The 17,780-nt window shown below is 31.8% G+C and carries 16 protein-coding genes; 6 read left to right on the forward strand and 10 right to left on the reverse strand.

Annotation, left to right across the window (positions count from 1 at the left end):
* Positions 1-50: 50 nt before the first annotated feature.
* From ACVCZW_RS08625 to ACVCZW_RS08635, 3 genes are all read left to right on the forward strand, one after another.
* Positions 51-1,208 (forward strand): M14 family zinc carboxypeptidase, encoded by a 1,158-nt coding sequence (locus ACVCZW_RS08625; RefSeq protein ID WP_452232164.1) that lies wholly within the window; start codon positions 51-53, stop codon positions 1,206-1,208.
* Positions 1,209-1,273: 65 nt separating this feature from the next.
* Positions 1,274-1,753 (forward strand): Lrp/AsnC family transcriptional regulator, encoded by a 480-nt coding sequence (locus ACVCZW_RS08630; RefSeq protein WP_452230267.1) that lies wholly within the window; start codon positions 1,274-1,276, stop codon positions 1,751-1,753.
* Between the two features lie 59 nt (positions 1,754-1,812).
* Positions 1,813-2,328, forward strand: coding sequence for a DinB family protein (locus tag ACVCZW_RS08635; protein WP_452232165.1), 516 nt, complete (start codon positions 1,813-1,815; stop codon positions 2,326-2,328).
* Here the strand turns inward: ACVCZW_RS08635 and ACVCZW_RS08640 are convergent, their stop codons facing one another.
* Positions 2,329-2,601 carry a hypothetical protein gene (locus ACVCZW_RS08640; protein ID WP_452230265.1) on the reverse strand — a complete coding sequence of 91 codons (273 nt, stop codon included), beginning with the start codon at positions 2,599-2,601 and terminating at the stop codon, positions 2,329-2,331.
* 81 nt (positions 2,602-2,682) lie between these two features.
* Positions 2,683-3,750 (reverse strand): 3-dehydroquinate synthase, encoded by a 1,068-nt coding sequence (aroB, locus tag ACVCZW_RS08645; RefSeq protein WP_452232166.1) that lies wholly within the window; start codon positions 3,748-3,750, stop codon positions 2,683-2,685.
* A 93-nt stretch (positions 3,751-3,843) separates the two neighbouring features.
* Here aroB and ACVCZW_RS08650 point away from each other — a divergent pair, with 93 nt between their 5' ends.
* Positions 3,844-5,019 carry a proline dehydrogenase family protein gene (locus tag ACVCZW_RS08650; RefSeq protein WP_452232167.1) on the forward strand — a complete coding sequence of 392 codons (1,176 nt, stop codon included), beginning with the start codon at positions 3,844-3,846 and terminating at the stop codon, positions 5,017-5,019.
* Positions 5,020-5,094: 75 nt separating this feature from the next.
* On the opposite strand, the gene ACVCZW_RS08655 is transcribed toward ACVCZW_RS08650, so the two are convergent.
* Genes ACVCZW_RS08655 through ACVCZW_RS08670 form a run of 4 tightly spaced genes read right to left on the reverse strand, consistent with a single transcriptional unit; the run spans position 5,095 to position 11,318 of the window.
* A complete protein-coding gene (locus ACVCZW_RS08655) occupies positions 5,095-7,461 on the reverse strand; it encodes a GumC family protein (RefSeq protein ID WP_452230262.1) in 2,367 nt (788 codons plus the stop codon).
* Between the two features lie 11 nt (positions 7,462-7,472).
* Positions 7,473-8,261 carry a polysaccharide biosynthesis/export family protein gene (locus tag ACVCZW_RS08660; protein WP_452232168.1) on the reverse strand — a complete coding sequence of 263 codons (789 nt, stop codon included), beginning with the start codon at positions 8,259-8,261 and terminating at the stop codon, positions 7,473-7,475.
* Positions 8,262-8,284: 23 nt separating this feature from the next.
* Complete coding sequence (locus ACVCZW_RS08665; RefSeq protein ID WP_452232169.1) at positions 8,285-10,183, reverse strand: polysaccharide biosynthesis protein; 1,899 nt, start codon at positions 10,181-10,183, stop codon at positions 8,285-8,287.
* Positions 10,176-11,318, reverse strand: a complete 1,143-nt coding sequence (locus tag ACVCZW_RS08670) for an aminotransferase class V-fold PLP-dependent enzyme (protein WP_452230259.1) — start codon at positions 11,316-11,318, stop codon at positions 10,176-10,178. The genes ACVCZW_RS08665 and ACVCZW_RS08670 overlap by 8 nt, the downstream gene beginning before the upstream one ends.
* 331 nt (positions 11,319-11,649) lie before the next feature.
* On the opposite strand from ACVCZW_RS08670, the gene ACVCZW_RS08675 reads away from it, so the two are divergent.
* Positions 11,650-12,882, forward strand: a complete 1,233-nt coding sequence (locus ACVCZW_RS08675; RefSeq protein ID WP_452232170.1) for a GNAT family N-acetyltransferase — start codon at positions 11,650-11,652, stop codon at positions 12,880-12,882.
* On the opposite strand, the gene ACVCZW_RS08680 is transcribed toward ACVCZW_RS08675, so the two are convergent.
* Genes ACVCZW_RS08680 through ACVCZW_RS08695 form a run of 4 tightly spaced genes read right to left on the reverse strand, consistent with a single transcriptional unit; the run spans position 12,879 to position 16,745 of the window.
* The gene (locus ACVCZW_RS08680; protein WP_452232171.1) at positions 12,879-13,856 is read right to left on the reverse strand and encodes a polysaccharide deacetylase family protein; all 978 of its coding nucleotides are present in this window, start codon (positions 13,854-13,856) and stop codon (positions 12,879-12,881) included. The two genes, ACVCZW_RS08675 and ACVCZW_RS08680, sit on opposite strands and share 4 nt — an antisense overlap.
* Positions 13,853-14,443, reverse strand: coding sequence for a sugar transferase (locus ACVCZW_RS08685; RefSeq protein WP_452232172.1), 591 nt, complete (start codon positions 14,441-14,443; stop codon positions 13,853-13,855). Before ACVCZW_RS08685 ends, ACVCZW_RS08680 begins: the two co-directional genes overlap by 4 nt.
* Positions 14,440-15,645, reverse strand: coding sequence for a DegT/DnrJ/EryC1/StrS family aminotransferase (locus tag ACVCZW_RS08690; RefSeq protein ID WP_452230255.1), 1,206 nt, complete (start codon positions 15,643-15,645; stop codon positions 14,440-14,442). Before ACVCZW_RS08690 ends, ACVCZW_RS08685 begins: the two co-directional genes overlap by 4 nt.
* Before the next feature lie 5 nt (positions 15,646-15,650).
* A complete protein-coding gene (locus ACVCZW_RS08695) occupies positions 15,651-16,745 on the reverse strand; it encodes a glycosyltransferase (RefSeq protein WP_452230254.1) in 1,095 nt (364 codons plus the stop codon).
* 81 nt (positions 16,746-16,826) lie between these two features.
* On the opposite strand from ACVCZW_RS08695, the gene ACVCZW_RS08700 reads away from it, so the two are divergent.
* Entirely contained in the window at positions 16,827-17,780 is a 954-nt protein-coding gene (locus ACVCZW_RS08700) for an ATP-grasp fold amidoligase family protein (protein ID WP_452230253.1), read from the forward strand.

Here is a 17,780-nt window from a genome sequence, read left to right on the forward strand (position 1 = left end):
ACAATTGTAAATTATCAATTGTTTACCTTTGTAATCAATACAAATTACATATGGAATTAGAAACCTTAGAATTGTTGTTCAATAGATACAAAGAAGTGCAACTTTTTAATAGATATATTCACGCAAAAGACATTGCTCCTTTGTTGCAAAAGCTAGCTTTAAAATGCCAAGTTTCGGTGGTGGGGAAATCTGTTCTGCATGAAAATATTCATACTATTACGCTTGGGTCTGGACCTAAAAAAATATTGATGTGGTCTCAAATGCACGGAAACGAAAGCACGACAACGAAGGCTATTTTCGATTTATTGAACCTTTTATTAAGCAGCCAGGAAGTTTCGGAGACTATTTTAAAAGCGTGTACAATACAGATTATTCCTATTTTAAATCCTGATGGCGCTAAAGCGTATACGCGTGTAAATGCGAATCAAGTTGATTTAAATAGAGATGCGCAAGCGCTTACGCAACCAGAAAGCCTTGTTCTTAAGTCTTGTTTTGAAGCTTTTAAGCCTCATTTTTGTTATAATTTACATGGACAGCGGACTATCTTTAGCGCAGGAAACACGAATAATTCGGCAACGGTTTCGTTTTTAGCGCCAGCACAGGATGAGGCTTGTACTATTACTAACAATAGAAAGCGAGCTATGGAGATTATTGCGGTTATGAATGCTAATTTGCAGATGCAGATACCAAATCAAGTTGGTGTTTATGATGATTCTTTTAATATAAACTGTGTTGGGGATACCTTTCAAGTGCAAAATACACCTACCATTCTTTTTGAAGCAGGTCATTATAAGGACGATTACACAAGAGAAAAGGTTAGAGTGTATGTTTTTCAGTCTTTACTGGTTTCTTTGGATTATATAGCTAAAAATGCTGTTTCTGGTGATGCTTATCTTCCTTATATAGACATTCCGGAAAACCAGAAGTGTTTTTATGACCTTATTATTAGAAACGCTAGAGTAGAGCCAGGTGGTGATTTGTTAGATATAGCAATCCAGTATCAAGAAAGATTAATTACTAATACGATTGAATTTATACCTAAAATCGAGAAATTTACAAGTATAAATCAGTTTTTTGCACACAAAGAAATAGATGTTAATGGCGGTGTAGTAGAAGCCTTAAAAAAAGAGGCGATAACTATAGGTTACGAAAACGATTTAGTAAAGTTAAGAAATGAAGAAATTTCATTAAAATTAACAAAATCTTGATATTTAGTATATATAAATCAATAAAAATGTATTATTTTTGAATAAAATTTAATAATACGATAAAAATGGCTAAGTTTAAATTAGACGAAATAGATCATCAGATTTTAGATATGTTGATTCAAAATACCAGAGTTCCTTTTACAGATATTGCAAAAAAACTATTAATTTCTGCTGGAACTGTGCATGTAAGAGTTAAAAAAATGGAAGATGCCGGAATAATAAAAGGTTCTTCATTAACTTTAGATTATAAAAAGCTTGGTTACTCGTTTATTGCTTACGTTGGTGTGTTTTTGCAAAATACTTCACAAACAAAATTTGTTTTAGAACGTATAAACGAAATACCAAATGTAACGGTAGCACATATCACAACAGGGAAGTTTAATATTTTCTGTAAAATTAGAGCTAAAAACACAGAAAACGCAAAAGATATTATCTTTAAATTAGATGATATTGATGGTATTTATAGAACAGAGTCGATGATCTCTTTAGAAGAGAGCATAAACGACAAAAAACGATTAATGCATTCTATATTTAGCGAATTATAGAAATCAAATATAGTATTTAATAAGCCCTTTTTTAAGGGCTTTTTTATTTTTAAAAATTTATGAAAGTAAAAGATTTAAACGCTTCAGAATACAATACGTATTATGAAACATACATAAGTAAAGCTAATGATTTAAGCTTGTTAGATGGTTTAATTGAAAGTTTTAACACAACACTAGATTTTTTTAATAATCTGCCGGAAAACAAAATGGAATACGCTTACGCGGAAGGCAAATGGACGGTAAAAGAAGTGATGCAACATATCATAGATACAGAACGTGTGTTTGCGTATCGCGCTTTGCGATTTTCTAGAAATGACCATACAGAGTTGCCTGGATTTAGTGAGAATGCATACACGCCTTCTAGCGATGCTAACAGGAGAACGAAAGCTTCTCTTATTGAAGAGTATATACATGTTAGAAAATCTACAATAAGTTTATTTAAGAGTTTTACTAATGAAATGCTTTTGTTAAGCGGTAAAGCAAGTGGCGGAAATATGTCCGTTAGAGCAATTGGATTTATTAATATTGGTCATGAAAAGCATCATTGTAAGGTGATTAAAGAACGGTATTTATAATTATTCCTCTTCATCGATAACAATATGACCGGAATCGTTTAAAAGTAGATCGTCATTACTGTCAAAATTAGTCATGGTGTAATGTAACTTACTACTAACCTTGACTAAATAAATAGCGTCTTCTGTTTTTACTTCAACAGCTTCAATGGTTTGGTTTTTGTGATTATCAAAAATAATGATATCGTTATCTCCGTAACCATCCGGAAATTTTTGCGTTAATAACTCCAAAAGTTCTGGAGTTAGTTTTTTGTAGTCTACAATTAATCTTTGCATAACTAGAGTGTTTAAGTTAATAAAACCATAGTATCTTCTTTTACAAGCGACTTAAAGTTACAAAATTTTTAATTCAAAAAGTTACGAAGCGTAAAAATTAAATGCTTCTAATATTAATTCATTAGAAACTTTACAGTTTATTTTTGGTTTTCCAATAGCTTCAAGAAGCACGAAGTTGATGTTACCATGCTCGTTCTTTTTGTCGTATATAAGTAGCTCAATAATAGGAGCGTAGTCCTTATCGTCAAATATTACCTTTCCGAAAGTATTTGTGATTGTAGTTTTTATTTCTTGGTTTGTTGTTTCGTCAAGACCAACAAGTTTTGTAGATATGTAGCTTGCTAGAATCATTCCTACAGCAATCGCTTCTCCGTGAAGTAAAGGTTCTTTGTCTGCATTGCTTAAAAAGTAAGACTCTATGGCGTGGCCCAAGGTATGTCCGTAATTCAAGGTTTTTCTAACGTTTTCTTCGTGGGGATCTTGTGCTACAATATCTTTCTTTATGAGGATAGATTCGTAAATAAGTGTATCTAAATCTGCGGTTGTTTGTTTAGAAAGATCTAAAAATTTGCTCCAATATTCTAGGTTTGATATTAGGCCATGCTTTAGCATTTCGGCTAAGCCAGATCGCATTTGATTTTCAGGTAATGTAGCTAGAAAAGCGGTATCGATTAAAACCATTTCGGCAGTGTTTATAACACCTATTTGATTTTTTAAATGGCCTAGATCTATTCCTGTTTTTCCACCAATAGAAGCGTCAACCATTGCTAGTAATGAGGTTGGGATGTTTATAAAGCTAATGCCGCGTTTAAATGTAGAAGCTACAAAACCACCTAAATCTGTAATTACACCACCACCAACATTTATCATTAAGCTTTTTCTGTCTGCGCCATATTCCGATAAAGCTTCCCAAAGACCTAAACATATATCTAAATTCTTGTTTTCTTCCCCAGATTCCATCTCTAAAATGTCATATGTTATTTCGGCATCTATATTAGCTAAAACAAAAGGCATACAGTCTACGTTTGTATTTTCATCTACTAAAAAGAAAATTTTAGAATAGTTTGCAGCTTTTAAGTGTTCATTTAAAGAAGTATACCCGTTTTCATTGAAATAGATACTGTAATCTTGAGTAGCAATAGGTGTCATTAACTATAAAATTATTTTGACGTAAAAATAAGGAGAAATTAATCAAATATAATAGACTTCAATTATATTTGTTCCAGAAAACTTAATATTCTCATGCATACAGATAAAATATTTGAAAATACGGAAATTGCTTTTGCATTAAAAAATGATTCGCAATTAGAACGCGCTTATTTTTTGTTTAAAATGATTTCTAATGAGCCTTTGGTACGAATTGGTACTGCGGCAACCAATTTTGCTTTAAAAGCAAATTTACCTATTGAGGGTTTAATCCGTTCTACGGTTTTTGATCATTTTTGTGGTGGTGTAAATGAAGAAGATTGTTTGTCTGTTATAGAAAATATGTACACAAAAGGTGTAAGTTCTGTTTTGGATTATTCGGTGGAAGGAAAAGAAAACGAAGGGGAATTTGATGCAGCCATGCAAAAAATATTAAAGATTGTAAATTTTGCAGATGAAAAGGAAAGTATGCCTATTGTGGTTTTTAAACCTACCGGTTTTGGTAGGTTTTATTTATACCAAAAATTGGGCGAAGGAAAAGCGCTTACTAATGAAGAACAGGCGGAATGGGATAGAGTAATAGCTAGATTTGATGCCGTTTGTAAAGCTGCAAAAGAAAAGGATGTGGTTGTTTTAATTGATGGTGAAGAAAGCTGGATGCAAGACGCAGCAGATGATTTAGTTAGACAAATGATGCAACGTTATAATACCGAAAAACCTATTGTTTACAATACATTACAAATGTATAGACATGATAGAATGACTTTCTTAAAAAAAGAAGCTGCTTTAGCAAAAACTAACAATTACTTTCTAGGCTATAAATTGGTTCGTGGTGCTTACATGGAGAAAGAGAATGAAAGAGCTGAAAAGAAAGGCTATACTTCTCCAATTTGTGAGAGTAAACAAGTAACAGACGAAAACTTTAACGCTTCTGTTTCTTATATGTTAGATCATTTGGAAGCTATGTCTGTATTTGTGGGAACACATAATGAGGATAGCAATTATTTGGTTATGGATTTAATGAAGTCTAAAAACATAGCAAATAAAGATCCTAGAGTTTGGTTTGGACAGCTTTATGGCATGAGTGACCATATAAGTTACAATCTTGCCCATTATGGTTATAATGTAGCAAAATATATACCTTTCGGACCGGTAAAAGACGTGATGCCTTACTTGATACGTAGAGCCGAAGAAAACACTTCTGTTGCGGGACAAACAGGTCGTGAACTTACTTTGTTAAAGAAGGAAAAGCAACGTAGAAAAGGGAAGTAGTATAAAAAATAATTTCAGTTTTAAGCATAAAAAATCCCGAAAAGTTTCGGGATTTTTTATGCTTTCTATTTGGTCTTAGCTAGACTTCTTCCACCATTTTTTCTTTATTGGGTTTTTACCATAACCATAGGTGTAGCTTCCTGCTTTTTTATGGTCTACTGCATTTAGTAGAATAGCCATATTTGGTAAACGTTTTTCCGTATACATCGTTTGTGCTATATGCAATTGACGTTTATCTATATAATTTGCTCGTACTACATAAACAAACATATCTGCATATTTGCTAATAAGTAGCGTATCTGTTACTAAACCAACAGCAGCGGTATCTACAATGATATAGTCATATTCGTTTTTAACGGCTTCAAATAGTTCTCCAACACGATCGTTCATTAATAATTCGGAAGGATTAGGAGGAATAACTCCTGCTGGAATGACATCTAAAAAAGGGTTATTTTCTAATTTAGTAGTTACTTCGCTTGCGGTAAGGTTTTTATTTCCTATGAAATTTGTGATTCCAATTTCATTTTTAATTTTTAAGTAATTGGTCGCTTTTGGTACTCTAATATCTGTTTCAATTAAAAGCACTTTCTTTTCTGAGAAAGATAGGGAAGAAGCTAGGTTTATAGAGGTATGTGATTTACCTTCTTGACTAGTAGTAGACGTTACGAATATAATTTTTGCTCTATCTGAAATACCTTGAAGCATAAAATCTATATTGGTTCTAACCATTCTAAAAGCTTCCGCTTTTGCAGAATAATCTACTTTATCAATAAGTTTTTTACGATTGTTAGATTTTGGTATATCTCCTAAATAAGGTACATCTATATTCTTTTTAATGTCTTTAATAGTGTGCACTTTTGAATCTAATAATTGAAATAAGTAAATCAATCCTATTGGTAAACTTGCGCCTAAAATAAGTGCAGATAGATATACTATTGGTTTTATTGGTGATACTGGTTTGTTGCTTGAATAACCTCTGTCTACAACTTTGGCATTAGGAGAGGAGACGCCATGTGAAATAGCTGCTTCTTCTCGTTTTTGAAGTAGATACAAGTACAGAGATTCTTTAATGTTTTGTTGTCTTTGTGTGTCTCTAAATTGTCTTTCTTTTTTAGGGGTTGTGTAAATTTGTCCGCTAATTTTATTCGCTTTTTCACTTAAAGAGCTTAATGTGATTTGATTAGAAGACTTAATATTGTTTAGGTTTTGGTTTAAATTACCTTTTAACTCATTAATTTGATAGGTTAAATTTACGACTGTTGGATTTTTTTCGCTAGAATGTTTTAATAATCTATTTCTTTCAATAACAAGGTCATTATGTCTTCTTGTGATTTCTCCAATTGAATTTTCTGCAATTCCTATGTTTGCTGGTAATAAATCTGAAGAATCACTGTTGTCATCCACAAAATCCTTCATGTAATCTATTAACTGAATTTGATTGGTGGTATTGATTATTTGCGTTTCATTATCTCTTTCATTTTGTAAAAAGATATTAGACTGTGTTGCTAAATCTGTTAGTCTGTTTCTTTTTTGAATGGTTTCTGCAGTTAAATCTACTTGCCCTAATTCTCTAGAGACTATTTCAAGTCTACTATTAATAAAGTCTGATGTAACCTCTACTACTTTTTGTTTGTCTTTAACTACATCTTTATTGTAAACTTCTATTAATTGACTCAAGAATAAAGAAGCTTTTTCTCTATTGTTATTAGAGATAGATAGTTTGATAATACTAGAGTACTCTTTGGTTTCAATACGTAAATCCTTTTTAAAGTTTCCTGTTATTTTGCTAACTGGAGAAATTTCAATAGTGATATTAGAGCCAATTTTAGCTGCATACTGTCCAAGATTTGGTGTTATAATAATATCTCCAAATCCTGTTTTTATAGGTTGACCAAAACTATGTAATGTTCCTTGATCTTCCATATTTTGGTCTTTAGACTTCCATATTTTCTCTCCTTCAGTGATACCTTTAAGTAGGAATTGTGTTTTGGAATGTATTTTCACATTCATTATGGTATCTGCTTGAAAAAGAATAGAGTCTGTTGCGCTAAAGTTTAAGTTTAATGGCGGATTGGCGTATACTTCGTGATTTTGAATTCTGCCTTCCACATAGTATTGAATATTAAACTTTAAATCTTTAACTACTTGTTCTATTAATTCTCTGGATCCAATAATTTCGGCTTCATCTAAAACATTATTAAGGTCTTTTTTGAATAAACCGTAATTTTGTAAAGAGGATATTTCTGGTAGCTTAGTACTTTGTCTTTCGTCTTTAATTTGTATGGTAGCACTCGCTTTGTATTGGTAGGTAGCGTATCTTAAATATAGATGAGCTAGTGCTATTGCAGCAATTACACATAGAATTACTAGTTTCCATTTGCTTAAATATGGATCTACTAAATCTCTAAAATGCTCTTTTTGATTTGCAGCGTTATTATTCATTGGTAGGCTTTTTAATTTATTATAATGGCGGTTAATGATACTAATACGGCAAGTGCCGAAATTACAACTGCTGTATTTTGGTTGTAAGATGCAGAACGCGCTTTAGCTTTGTTTGGCGATATGTAAATAACATCGTCTTGCGCTAGATAGTAACTCTGGTTGTTTAGTACAGAGATAGATGTTAAATCAAATTTAGCATATTGCTTTTTACCGTTATTATCTCTAATAAGTAAAACGTTATCTCTTCTACCGTAAATGGTTAAATCTCCAGCGTAACCTAGTGCTTCTGATAAAGATATTTTTTCGTCTTCTAGAACAAATGTTCCTGGATTACGTACTTCTCCTAAAACGGTAACCGTAAAGTTTATTAGTCTAATATTGATAATTGGATTCTTTAGATATTCCTTTAATCTTTCTTTTAATAATTCCGTAGCTTCTGTTCTGCCTAAACCTCCTATTTTTATTTGGCCAAGCACAGGGAATTCAATATTACCAAACTTGTCTACTAGATAGGTTTGCATTTTGGTACTACCTTGTGTTACAATTGCCGATTGTCCTTCAGATATTGTAGGTAGATTAAATGGCCTTGCGGCTTCTGGATCTAGTGAGGAAACAATTATTGAGATTTTGTCATTGGTTTTGTAAACTACATCGGTATTAAAATCTAATGGGGTGTAGTCTGCAAGGGATTCATCTTGAAAGTAAGTTACTTCTTGTGTTGTTCCGCAAGAAGTAAATAAAAAAATGGCTAATAGAGTAACTACAATACTAGTCTTTGTTTGGTTAAAAAGTGGTTTCATGATTAATAGCGTTTTTTATAAGTTTATTTTATGTTTAAAACATCGTATTTGGTGTTGTTAGGGTTGTATTCTGGCACTATGTCTTTTATTATAGAAACTATTTCAATATTGGAAGAAGTAGAATCTAATAGTAGTAATTTTTTTATTTTTTCTAGCTGATTTTCATTTACATCTCTACATTTAGCAATCATTATTTTTTCGTTATACGTTGGTTTTGTGTTTTCTCCATCTATTAATAGTTCTTCAAAAATTTTCTCACCTGGTCTTAATCCTATTATTTTTATATCAATATCTTCAGGGTAGTTTAATCCTGAAAGGGCAATCATGTTTTTTGCTAGATCGATTATTTTAACTGGTTTTCCCATATCGAAAACAAATATTTCTTCTCCTAATCCCATTGCTGCAGCTTCCAGTACTAGTTGACTCGCTTCGGGAATAGTCATGAAATAACGAATAATATCCTTGTGTGTAACTGTTAACGGTCCGCCAGATTCTATTTGTTTTTTAAATAATGGAATGACAGAGCCATTAGATCCTAAAACATTACCAAATCTTGTAATTATAAATTTCGTTTTTCCTTTTACTATGTTTTTCTGACAGAAGATGCATATTTCGGCAATTCGCTTTGTAGCTCCCATCACATTGGTTGGGTTAACAGCTTTGTCTGTGGATATTAGTATAAACTTTTCTGCACCATGTTTCATGGCAAGTTCTGCTGTGTTGTAGGTGCCAAATATATTTACGCTAACTGCTTCAAATGGATTGTTCTCCATTAGAGGTACGTGTTTATAAGCAGCTGCGTGAAATATAATTTCCGGTTTATAGGTGTTGAAAATTTGATCTAAGCGTTGCTTGTTTCTTACGTCTGCAATAATAGTCTCAACGTTTGTTATATTGTTTCTTTTAAGTTCTTGTTGTAAATCATATAAAGCAGATTCCGAATTATCTATAATTACTAGCTTTTTATATTTAAAGATACTAAGTTTTCTAACTAGCTCACTACCAATAGAACCTGCAGCTCCCGTAACTAGAAGTACTTTGTTGTTGTACTCGTCTGTTAATAATGGGTTGTCTATTCTAATTGGCTCTCTTCCTAAAAGGTCTTCAATTTTAATGTCTTTTATTTGTCCAATACTTAAGTCTCCATCAATCCAATGTTGAACATCTGGAACAATTTTTACTTTTAGGTTTAATGCAAAGAAAGATCCAGAAATTTCTAAAAGTCTATTCGAGTCTATGCTTTGAATAGATATAATTACTTCGTCTATATTGTTTTTTTCTACAAATTCTTTATCTATTTTTTTTGGATTATAAACATTTAGCATGTTTATTTTTTTTCCGATTTTACCATCTTTATCATCTAAAAACCCAAAAACCTTAATATTGCTTTTAGCATCGTTGGTAATGGCATCATAGGTTATCATTCCAGAGTTTCCTGCACCATAAATAAGAACTGTTTTTAAACTTTCAAAATCATGAAACAGACTTCTGTACATGTGTTTAATGAAAAATTTAGCACCAATTATAAAGAAAATATTAAGTAATAAATGAATGTATATGATGGATCCTGGAATATCAAAAACGCTATCAAAATTATACTCTCTACTTATATAGGTGGTAATAATTAAAATAGTGGCCAAAATATTTAAACCAATAACCACATTGACAACATCTTTAACTCCTGTAAATCTTACAACACCTTTATGGGAGCTAACCATTAAAAAGCTAATTACGGTTGCTGCAAAAACAAAAGGAAGTTGTTTTAAAAAGGTGTAAAAATTAAAATCTATTTCAAAATTGAATCTAATGATATACGCTATAAAGAAAGTAAAGAGTACAATACAAGAATCAAACAATAGTACAAGCCATTTTGATGCGTATCGCTCTGTTAATTTTCTTAATATGTCATTATAATTAATCAAAATACGATATAATTAGTTTTGTTATTCTGTTTAAATCTGCTTCTGTAAGACAAGATCCGCTTGGTAAGCATAAACCTTTTTCATATAATTTATTAGAAACTCCGTTTAAGTATGCGGGAGTGTCTTTATATAAAGGTTGTAAATGCATAGGTTTCCAGGAGGGTCTTGCTTCAATATTGTTGTCGTTTAATACTTTTAGTAAATTATCTCTTGTCTGTTTTGTGTCTAATAGAATACAGGTTAACCATCTGTTAGAGCTATATCCTTCTGGTTCTTGAAGAAATGTAATAGCCTCTATACTTTGTAGCTTCTTGTAATAATGCTTGTGATTTCGTTTTCTTAACGCTACGTAATTATCAAGAACTTTCATTTGTCCTCTGCCAACTCCAGCAATAATGTTAGACATTCTATAGTTGTAGCCAATGCTTTTGTGTTCGTATTCTATGCCGTCTTCTTTTGCTTGTGTAGCTAAAAAGATTGCCTTTTTCTTTAAAGCTTCGGTTTTACAAATTAAAGCACCACCGCCAGAAGTAGTTATTATTTTATTTCCGTTAAACGAAAGAATAGAAAAATCACCAAATGTACCGCACTTTCGACCATTAACCTGACTCCCAAATGCTTCCGCGCTATCTTCTACAACAGGAATGTTGTATTGATTAGATATTGCTTGTATTTCATTTACATTATATGGCATTCCGTATAAATTAATAGCTATAATAGCTTTTGGTTTTTTTCCTTTTTTAATTCTATCTTTTATTGTCTTTTCTAATAACACAGGACACATGTTCCATGTTTGCTCTTCGCTATCGACCAAAATAGGTGTTGCGCCTAAATAAACCACAGGGTTTACCGACGCTACAAATGTTTTTGTTTGGCATATCACCTCGTCACCTTGTTTAACACCTAAAAGGGTTAATGCAAGATGAATTGCTGCTGTGCCAGAACTCAAAACCGTGGCATAACTTTTTTGGTCTAGATATGTTTCAATATCCTTTTCAAAACCGTTTACATTTGGTCCTAAGGGAGCAATCCAATTTAATTTAAATGCTTCTGTTATGAATTCTTGTTCGTGTCCACTCATGTGAGGTGGAGATAACCAGATTTTAGAATTCAGTTTAGATTCATTAATAGCCATATAAATATTGTTGTTTTTAGAGTATAAATCAAAAAAATACGACAAAGAACCCATTTAAACGTTCTTTGATTTAATTAATAAAGGTATTAAGATTTATCTAGATTTAAACACGCTTTAGGCTTAATTAATTAATATGCCAATAGTCTACTTTTTTTAATAATTTTTTGCTAAATCAATATCATGAAGGAGGTTGTATGTAATAATCTGTTATAGATTATGTTAAATATACAAAATATAATATTACAGCTTATTATTTTCGTCCTTTAAAGAGGCGATTGGTTAGGATATATTCTTTTTAAGTAATAATTTAGTGCAAGCTATTTATCATTTTATGAAAAACAACCCATTTGTTTCCAAGACCTTTACTACAGTTTGGTCCAAGTATTTTAATGCCTCAAAACCAGGTTTAAATTTTAAGTTTATTAAGGATGTTACCTTTGTGAAAAGTAGTATGCTTCCTTTGTTCTATAATGTTGGTAAAAACATAACCAATGGTATGTCTTATGTTGTCGATCCTAAAGAAAAAGATTTTAAGGGAAAAGCTTTTTTAATGCATGATGTGCCGTCTTATTTTAATTTGGAAACACCTAATGCTTCCGATTTAAAAATCTATAAAGTAGGGCAGTACAAAGGTTTTTTGGCAGAATTAGATGCTTTTGAAAGTTATGATGCTTTTGCTAAAAGTCAGTTTAAATCGAATACAAGATATAAGTTTAGACGAAACCAAGAACGACTTGAAGCATGTTTTGATATTCGTTATTCCATTTATAATGAAGGTGTTGAAAAAGAAGCGTATCAGGTTATCATGGATGGTTTTAAGTCTTTACTTACCAAGCGATTTAATGAATTGGAAAAAGATAATGACATACTGGAAACTTGGGATTATTACTATGATTTAATCTTTCAGATGCTTCAAGAAAAACGCGCTTTATTAATAACAATTAGTAATGGCGATAAACCCATCGGAGTTTCTCTTAGTTTTCTTTCGGATACCACCATGTTTTACGCAATTACTTCTTTTGATACCGATTATTACCGATTTAATTTAGGACATACCACAATAATCAAACTATTTAATTGGTGTTTTGATAACGGATATACTATTTATGATTTTTCGAAAGGAGAATACGAATATAAAAATAGATGGACTAATAAAGAATACACCTACGAAAATCACATTTTATACGATTCTAAAAGTATTGTGGCGTCTACGACAGCAAAATTTATAAAATCTAAATATGCGCTAAAGCAATATTTAAGAGATAAGAATGTTAACGAAAAATATGTAAAACTTAAGTTTTTATTAAAAGGAAAGAAAGCGGAAGTAGTTGCAAGAAGGAAATATACTATTGAAAAGTCAGAAGTAAAAGAAGATACAAATTCTATGCAATTAATAGATTTGAAGAATGCTGATTTCTCTTTTTTAAAAGCTATAATTTATGACGAATTATACAAGAAACCGGAAGCTATTTCAGATATACGTATTTTTGAAATTAAGAGTTTAGATTCGGATTGCTATTATGTAGTAGGTGAAGAGACTAACTATAGAATATTATTTAGTTAATGTCTTGCTGAAATTGCCAAATCCGCCATGGTTTTACTTTTAAAATTGTATGTGCTTTTAAGCATGTTGTAATGGGCAAAAAGTTCTTCTAGGCCTTTGAAATTCTGTTCTGTATTTTCTCCAAAATTATGCGGATGAAACCATAAATGATAAACTTGCTTTTGTTTAGCAGCATAGGTCATCCCTCTTTTTATTCTCTTAATTTTTAGGGCTTCTAAAAAACTTAAATTCATACTATACGATCTTAAAAATCGACTAGAAGCAATATTTATCAAACCATGTTGCATTTGTAAGTCATGCGTGTTATGTCCAGAAATATTTAAATACGTATCTAACAATCTGTAAATCCTATTTTTTGTTTTACCCAGTAGCTCGGTGTCATTCGTGTTATACATCCAGTGGCTTTCCGTTCCTCGGTAGCTTAAAATGCCATGTTTTGCACAAATTCTTAAATACGTTTCGTTTATTTGATTTCTTGGGAATACCATGCTTTTAATCGTAATTCCATGCTGTTTTGCAATATTAATATTCGCTAATAAATCTGCCTCAAACTGTTCTGCTGTTTGTCCGGACTCGTTGCAATAATAATGACAAAACGTATGGCTTCCTATTTCATGGTTGCCATTTTGTTGTATTTTTTCTACTAACGAGGTTGCATAATGATATGGATCTTCTATTTCATTATTGCCAATAGCATCCAATAATCTATAGGGACTAAAATTAGAATTACTATAATTAGGTTTTAGTTTTGGGCTAAACCGAATTAACTCTTCTTTGTTTTTAGCAAGTAAGAACCCAACAGTAGCAAAGGTTAGGTGGATATTGTATGCGTCGCTTAATGCTAATAATCTAGGAATGATTTCGGAAACTTTTTCTAATTGCGATTTGTAGCTTTCTAAAGAGCGAACATCAAAAATACCCCAAAATAATTCGAAGTCTAAAGAAACCACTAAATGTCCTTGATCCAGTTTCATTTTAAAATGCTTAGAAATGTTTTCATAATGATTTTAATATCTGTAAACACGGAAGGATTATCAATATACATCTTGTTTAAAGCGATTTTTTTTGGCATAATATCTTCAATATAAAGTTTTTCAGGATTATCTGTATCCTTTAAAAGTTCTGCTTCGTCTCTAAAAGCAATAGAAGCATAGTCTGTAATTCCTGGCTTTACTTGTAGTATTTCACAATCTTCATTAGAATAGAATTCTACATACTTGCGGACTTCCGGTCTCGGGCCAACAAAACTCATCGTTCCTTGCAGCACGTTAATGAGTTGTGGCATTTCGTCTAGTTTGAATTTCCTTAAAAAATAACCAACTTTTGTTACTCTATAATCGTTGTCGCCAAGTGTTAATAGTCCTTTTTTGTCTGCCCCTACAAACATGGTTCTAAATTTAAAGATTTTAAAATCTTTACTATTTTTACCAACTCGTGTTTGTCTGTAAAAAATAGAACCTTTAGATTCTAGTTTAATGAATATAGCAATCACCAATAATATTGGGAATAATATTACCAAGCCAAATAGTGAAAAAAATAAATCAAACAAACGTTTTATCATAGTGTGGTTTCTACAGCATTGGTAATTGTACTTACAATATATTGTAACTGTTCTTCTGTTAATTGCGGATAAATAGGTAAAGATATCTCTGCTTTATAATTATTAAAAGCATTTGGGTAATCTTCGATTTTGTAACCATAAGATTTAAACAAACTCAATAATGGCAATGGCTGAAAGTGTACATTAACTGCAACTCCTTCTCTAGCGATTTTATCTATAATAGCATCGCGTTGTTCTTCTGTTGCATCTTTGATTCGTAAAGCGTATAAGTGACAAGAAGATATTTTTTCATCATTTTGAAAAGGAGGAAGGATTGCCCAATTTTTTGTGGCAAAATACTCTTGATAATAAGTAAAAATCTCTTTTCGTTTATCTAAAATAGAATCAAAATATTCTGGTAATTGCGCCACGCCAACAGCGGCAAGTAAATCTGGAAGGTTCATTTTTAAGCCAGGATATATAATATCGTATCTCCAACCACCAGCTTTAGATTTTGTAAATGCATCTTTAGTTTGTCCGTTTAAAGAAAGGCAGCGTAAGTAGTTATATTCTTCTTGGTTAACAAAAGGTTTAGGTAAGTTTAAGCAAATGGCGCCACCTTCAGCAGTAGTCACGTTTTTAACAGCATGAAAAGAAAACACCGTAATATCTGTGGTTGCTCCAACAAATTTATTTTTATATGCTGCGCCAATGGCATGTGCAGCATCTGCAATTACTACAATTCTTCCTAATTTTTCTTGATTTTCGTGTGTTGGATGAAACAGATCTCTAGTATTATCTACTAAAGTATTTATAGCGTCATAATCACAAGGCCAGCCTGCAATATCTACAGGGATTATTGCTTTTGTGTCTTCTGTTATTGCGTCTTTAATTCCTTTTAATGAAATATTAAAATCGTCTTCAATATCCACCATTATTGGTGTTGCGCCAACATGAATAACTGCTAAAGCGGTTGCTGCGTAAGTATATGCCGGAATTATAACTTCGTCACCTTCGCCAATACCAAACCATTTTAAGGCAAGCATGAGCCCGGAAGTAGCAGAATTTACGCCAAGCACATTGGGCGCTTTGGTATAATAGCTAACAAGTTCTTCTAGTTTTTTTACTTTTGGTCCTGTGGTAATCCATCCAGATTCTAAGGCTTCGGTAATTTCTTTGATTACATTGTCGTTAATGTAAGGAGGAGAAAATGGGATTTTCATTTTCGTTATATTTTGTGATTAATAGCTTCGTTAAAGATATTAATATATTGCTTAGAAACATTTTCTAAACTAAACTTTTCAACGTGTTTTAATGCGTTTTCGGCTAATTCATTGGCTAATTTTTGATTGGTAGCTAATCGTATCATCGCATTTGCAAGTGCTTCCGAGTTTTTTACTTCTACTAATAAAGCTTCTTTTTCGTGTCTTGCAAATTCTCTAACTCCTGTAACATCTGTAGCAACCATAGGTAATCCAACTGCAGCAGCTTCTAGTAGTACTCTTGCAAAACCTTCTCTAAAGGTTGGTAATACGAAAGCATCCGAAGCTAAAAGAAGATCAAAAACATCATTTCTGCTTCCTAACATATCCACAATATCTTGGTATTGATCTAGTATGTTTTGGTTTAATCGTTTGCTGTTTTCTTCTAAAGGACCAACAAGTAGTATTCTAAAATTATGCCCTTTATCTTTACAAATTCTAGCAGCTTCTAAAAGATTTATAATTCCTTTTTCGTATACCAAACGAGCAACACAAATAAATGTAAAAGGCGTGTTATTTCGCTTTGCAGTTTTATTAATATTTTTTAATTCAATGCCGCTACTAAAAATTAATTTGAAGTTTTTATCGGTTATTAGTTGGTGTGATTGGTATAAATTTTTATCGTCGTAATTTTGAAAAACAGTTCTAAACACCCGATGTTTCACGCTTCGATGAAGCGTGTAATAGACCTTTCTTAAAAAGAAGCTAGACAGGTTGTTAGACATGAAAATTGTTCCTAATCCGGTAATGGTTCTTGTTATTGGTGTTTTTGTTTTTTTTAATGCTATTGGGAGTAAAAAAGCGGGTTTTGTATCGAAGGTATGAATGACATCAAATTCATTTTTCGTAAAAAATTTCTTATACCATTTTAATGTTTTTCTGTCGGCAGTAGGCGAGAAGCTTCGCACTAAATTATAGGGTACATAATTAATGTAATCTGGGAATTTTTGAGAGCTTGTACCAAGAATGGTAACCTGAAAACCGGCATCTTTAAGATAGCTAGATAAGGATATGCGTTTATGGACATCTTCGCCACCAACAAGACAGATTTTTTTAATCATGGAATAAATTTACAACTAAAATAAGATAAGTTTTTTGTTTACTAAAATTTGTTCTACTTTAGAATGGACAAAACGCTATTTATGTTAAAGATTGCTAAGTATTTATACCATAATACTTGGATTGGAAAAAATATAATCGATACTGTGCAAGAATTGCATCATTATTACAGATCGCATTATATAGACGATGCCACGTTTTTAAAACAAAACTTTAAAAAACGCTTTGGTAAATCGTTAGATTTAAACAATCCTAAAACCTTAAATGAAAAAATTAATTGGCTAAAGCTGCACGATAGAACAGCTTTACATACCACTTGTGCAGATAAGTTTGAAGTTAGAAAGTATGTAGAAGAAACTGTTGGTGCTAAGTACTTGATTCCGCTAGTATTTCAAAGTTATAATGCTGAAGAGGTAAAAGCTTCTAGTTTTCCTGATTTTCCATTTATTATGAAAGCAAACCACGACAGTTCTGGTGGAACTATTGTAAGAGATAAAGCAATTGTAGATTGGAAAAAAATGCAAAAGCACTTTAAGAAATTGCTCAGCAAAAATTATTACTATTCAGGTAAAGAATGGCAGTATAAAAACATAAAACCTTGTGTTATTGGGGAAAAATTGTTGGTAAATGAAGCTGGCGAAATTCCTTTTGATTATAAAATACATTGTTTTCATGGGAAAGTGGAAGTTATTCAAGTAGATATCGATAGGTACACGAATCATAAGCGAAATTTATACGATGTTGATTGGAATTTGTTGCCGTATACTTGGTCTTTGTGGAATGATGGTAAGCCGCTTTGGGATAATGGAAGAGATTTAGAAAAACCGAAGAATTTAAATGAAATGCTAGACGTTGCAACAAAGCTGTCTCAGCCTTTTTGTTATGCTAGAATAGATGTATACGATTTTGAAGGTACTGTTTACTTTGGAGAGGTTACTTTTCATCATGGTAGCGGATTAGAAACTATTCATCCAGAGAAATATGATTTGGAATTAGGAAATTTATTAGATGTAACTAAAATAAAAACGGAAGCTTAA

The organism is Lacinutrix sp. MEBiC02595, from assembly GCF_053601555.1.

What these genes read in the sequence shown, in the direction of transcription:
- ACVCZW_RS08625 (WP_452232164.1), top strand. Translation starts at nt 51, where the DNA reads ATGGAATTAGAAACCTTAGAATTGTTGTTCAATAGATACAAAGAAGTG.
- ACVCZW_RS08630 (WP_452230267.1), top strand. Translation starts at nt 1,274, where the DNA reads ATGGCTAAGTTTAAATTAGACGAAATAGATCATCAGATTTTAGATATG.
- ACVCZW_RS08635 (WP_452232165.1), top strand. Translation starts at nt 1,813, where the DNA reads ATGAAAGTAAAAGATTTAAACGCTTCAGAATACAATACGTATTATGAA.
- ACVCZW_RS08640 (WP_452230265.1), bottom strand. Translation starts at nt 2,601, where the DNA reads ATGCAAAGATTAATTGTAGACTACAAAAAACTAACTCCAGAACTTTTG.
- aroB (WP_452232166.1), bottom strand. Translation starts at nt 3,750, where the DNA reads ATGACACCTATTGCTACTCAAGATTACAGTATCTATTTCAATGAAAAC.
- ACVCZW_RS08650 (WP_452232167.1), top strand. Translation starts at nt 3,844, where the DNA reads ATGCATACAGATAAAATATTTGAAAATACGGAAATTGCTTTTGCATTA.
- ACVCZW_RS08655 (WP_452230262.1), bottom strand. Translation starts at nt 7,461, where the DNA reads ATGAATAATAACGCTGCAAATCAAAAAGAGCATTTTAGAGATTTAGTA.
- ACVCZW_RS08660 (WP_452232168.1), bottom strand. Translation starts at nt 8,261, where the DNA reads ATGAAACCACTTTTTAACCAAACAAAGACTAGTATTGTAGTTACTCTA.
- ACVCZW_RS08670 (WP_452230259.1), bottom strand. Translation starts at nt 11,318, where the DNA reads ATGGCTATTAATGAATCTAAACTGAATTCTAAAATCTGGTTATCTCCA.
- ACVCZW_RS08675 (WP_452232170.1), top strand. Translation starts at nt 11,650, where the DNA reads ATGAAAAACAACCCATTTGTTTCCAAGACCTTTACTACAGTTTGGTCC.
- ACVCZW_RS08680 (WP_452232171.1), bottom strand. Translation starts at nt 13,856, where the DNA reads ATGAAACTGGATCAAGGACATTTAGTGGTTTCTTTAGACTTCGAATTA.
- ACVCZW_RS08685 (WP_452232172.1), bottom strand. Translation starts at nt 14,443, where the DNA reads ATGATAAAACGTTTGTTTGATTTATTTTTTTCACTATTTGGCTTGGTA.
- ACVCZW_RS08690 (WP_452230255.1), bottom strand. Translation starts at nt 15,645, where the DNA reads ATGAAAATCCCATTTTCTCCTCCTTACATTAACGACAATGTAATCAAA.
- ACVCZW_RS08695 (WP_452230254.1), bottom strand. Translation starts at nt 16,745, where the DNA reads ATGATTAAAAAAATCTGTCTTGTTGGTGGCGAAGATGTCCATAAACGC.
- ACVCZW_RS08700 (WP_452230253.1), top strand. Translation starts at nt 16,827, where the DNA reads ATGTTAAAGATTGCTAAGTATTTATACCATAATACTTGGATTGGAAAA.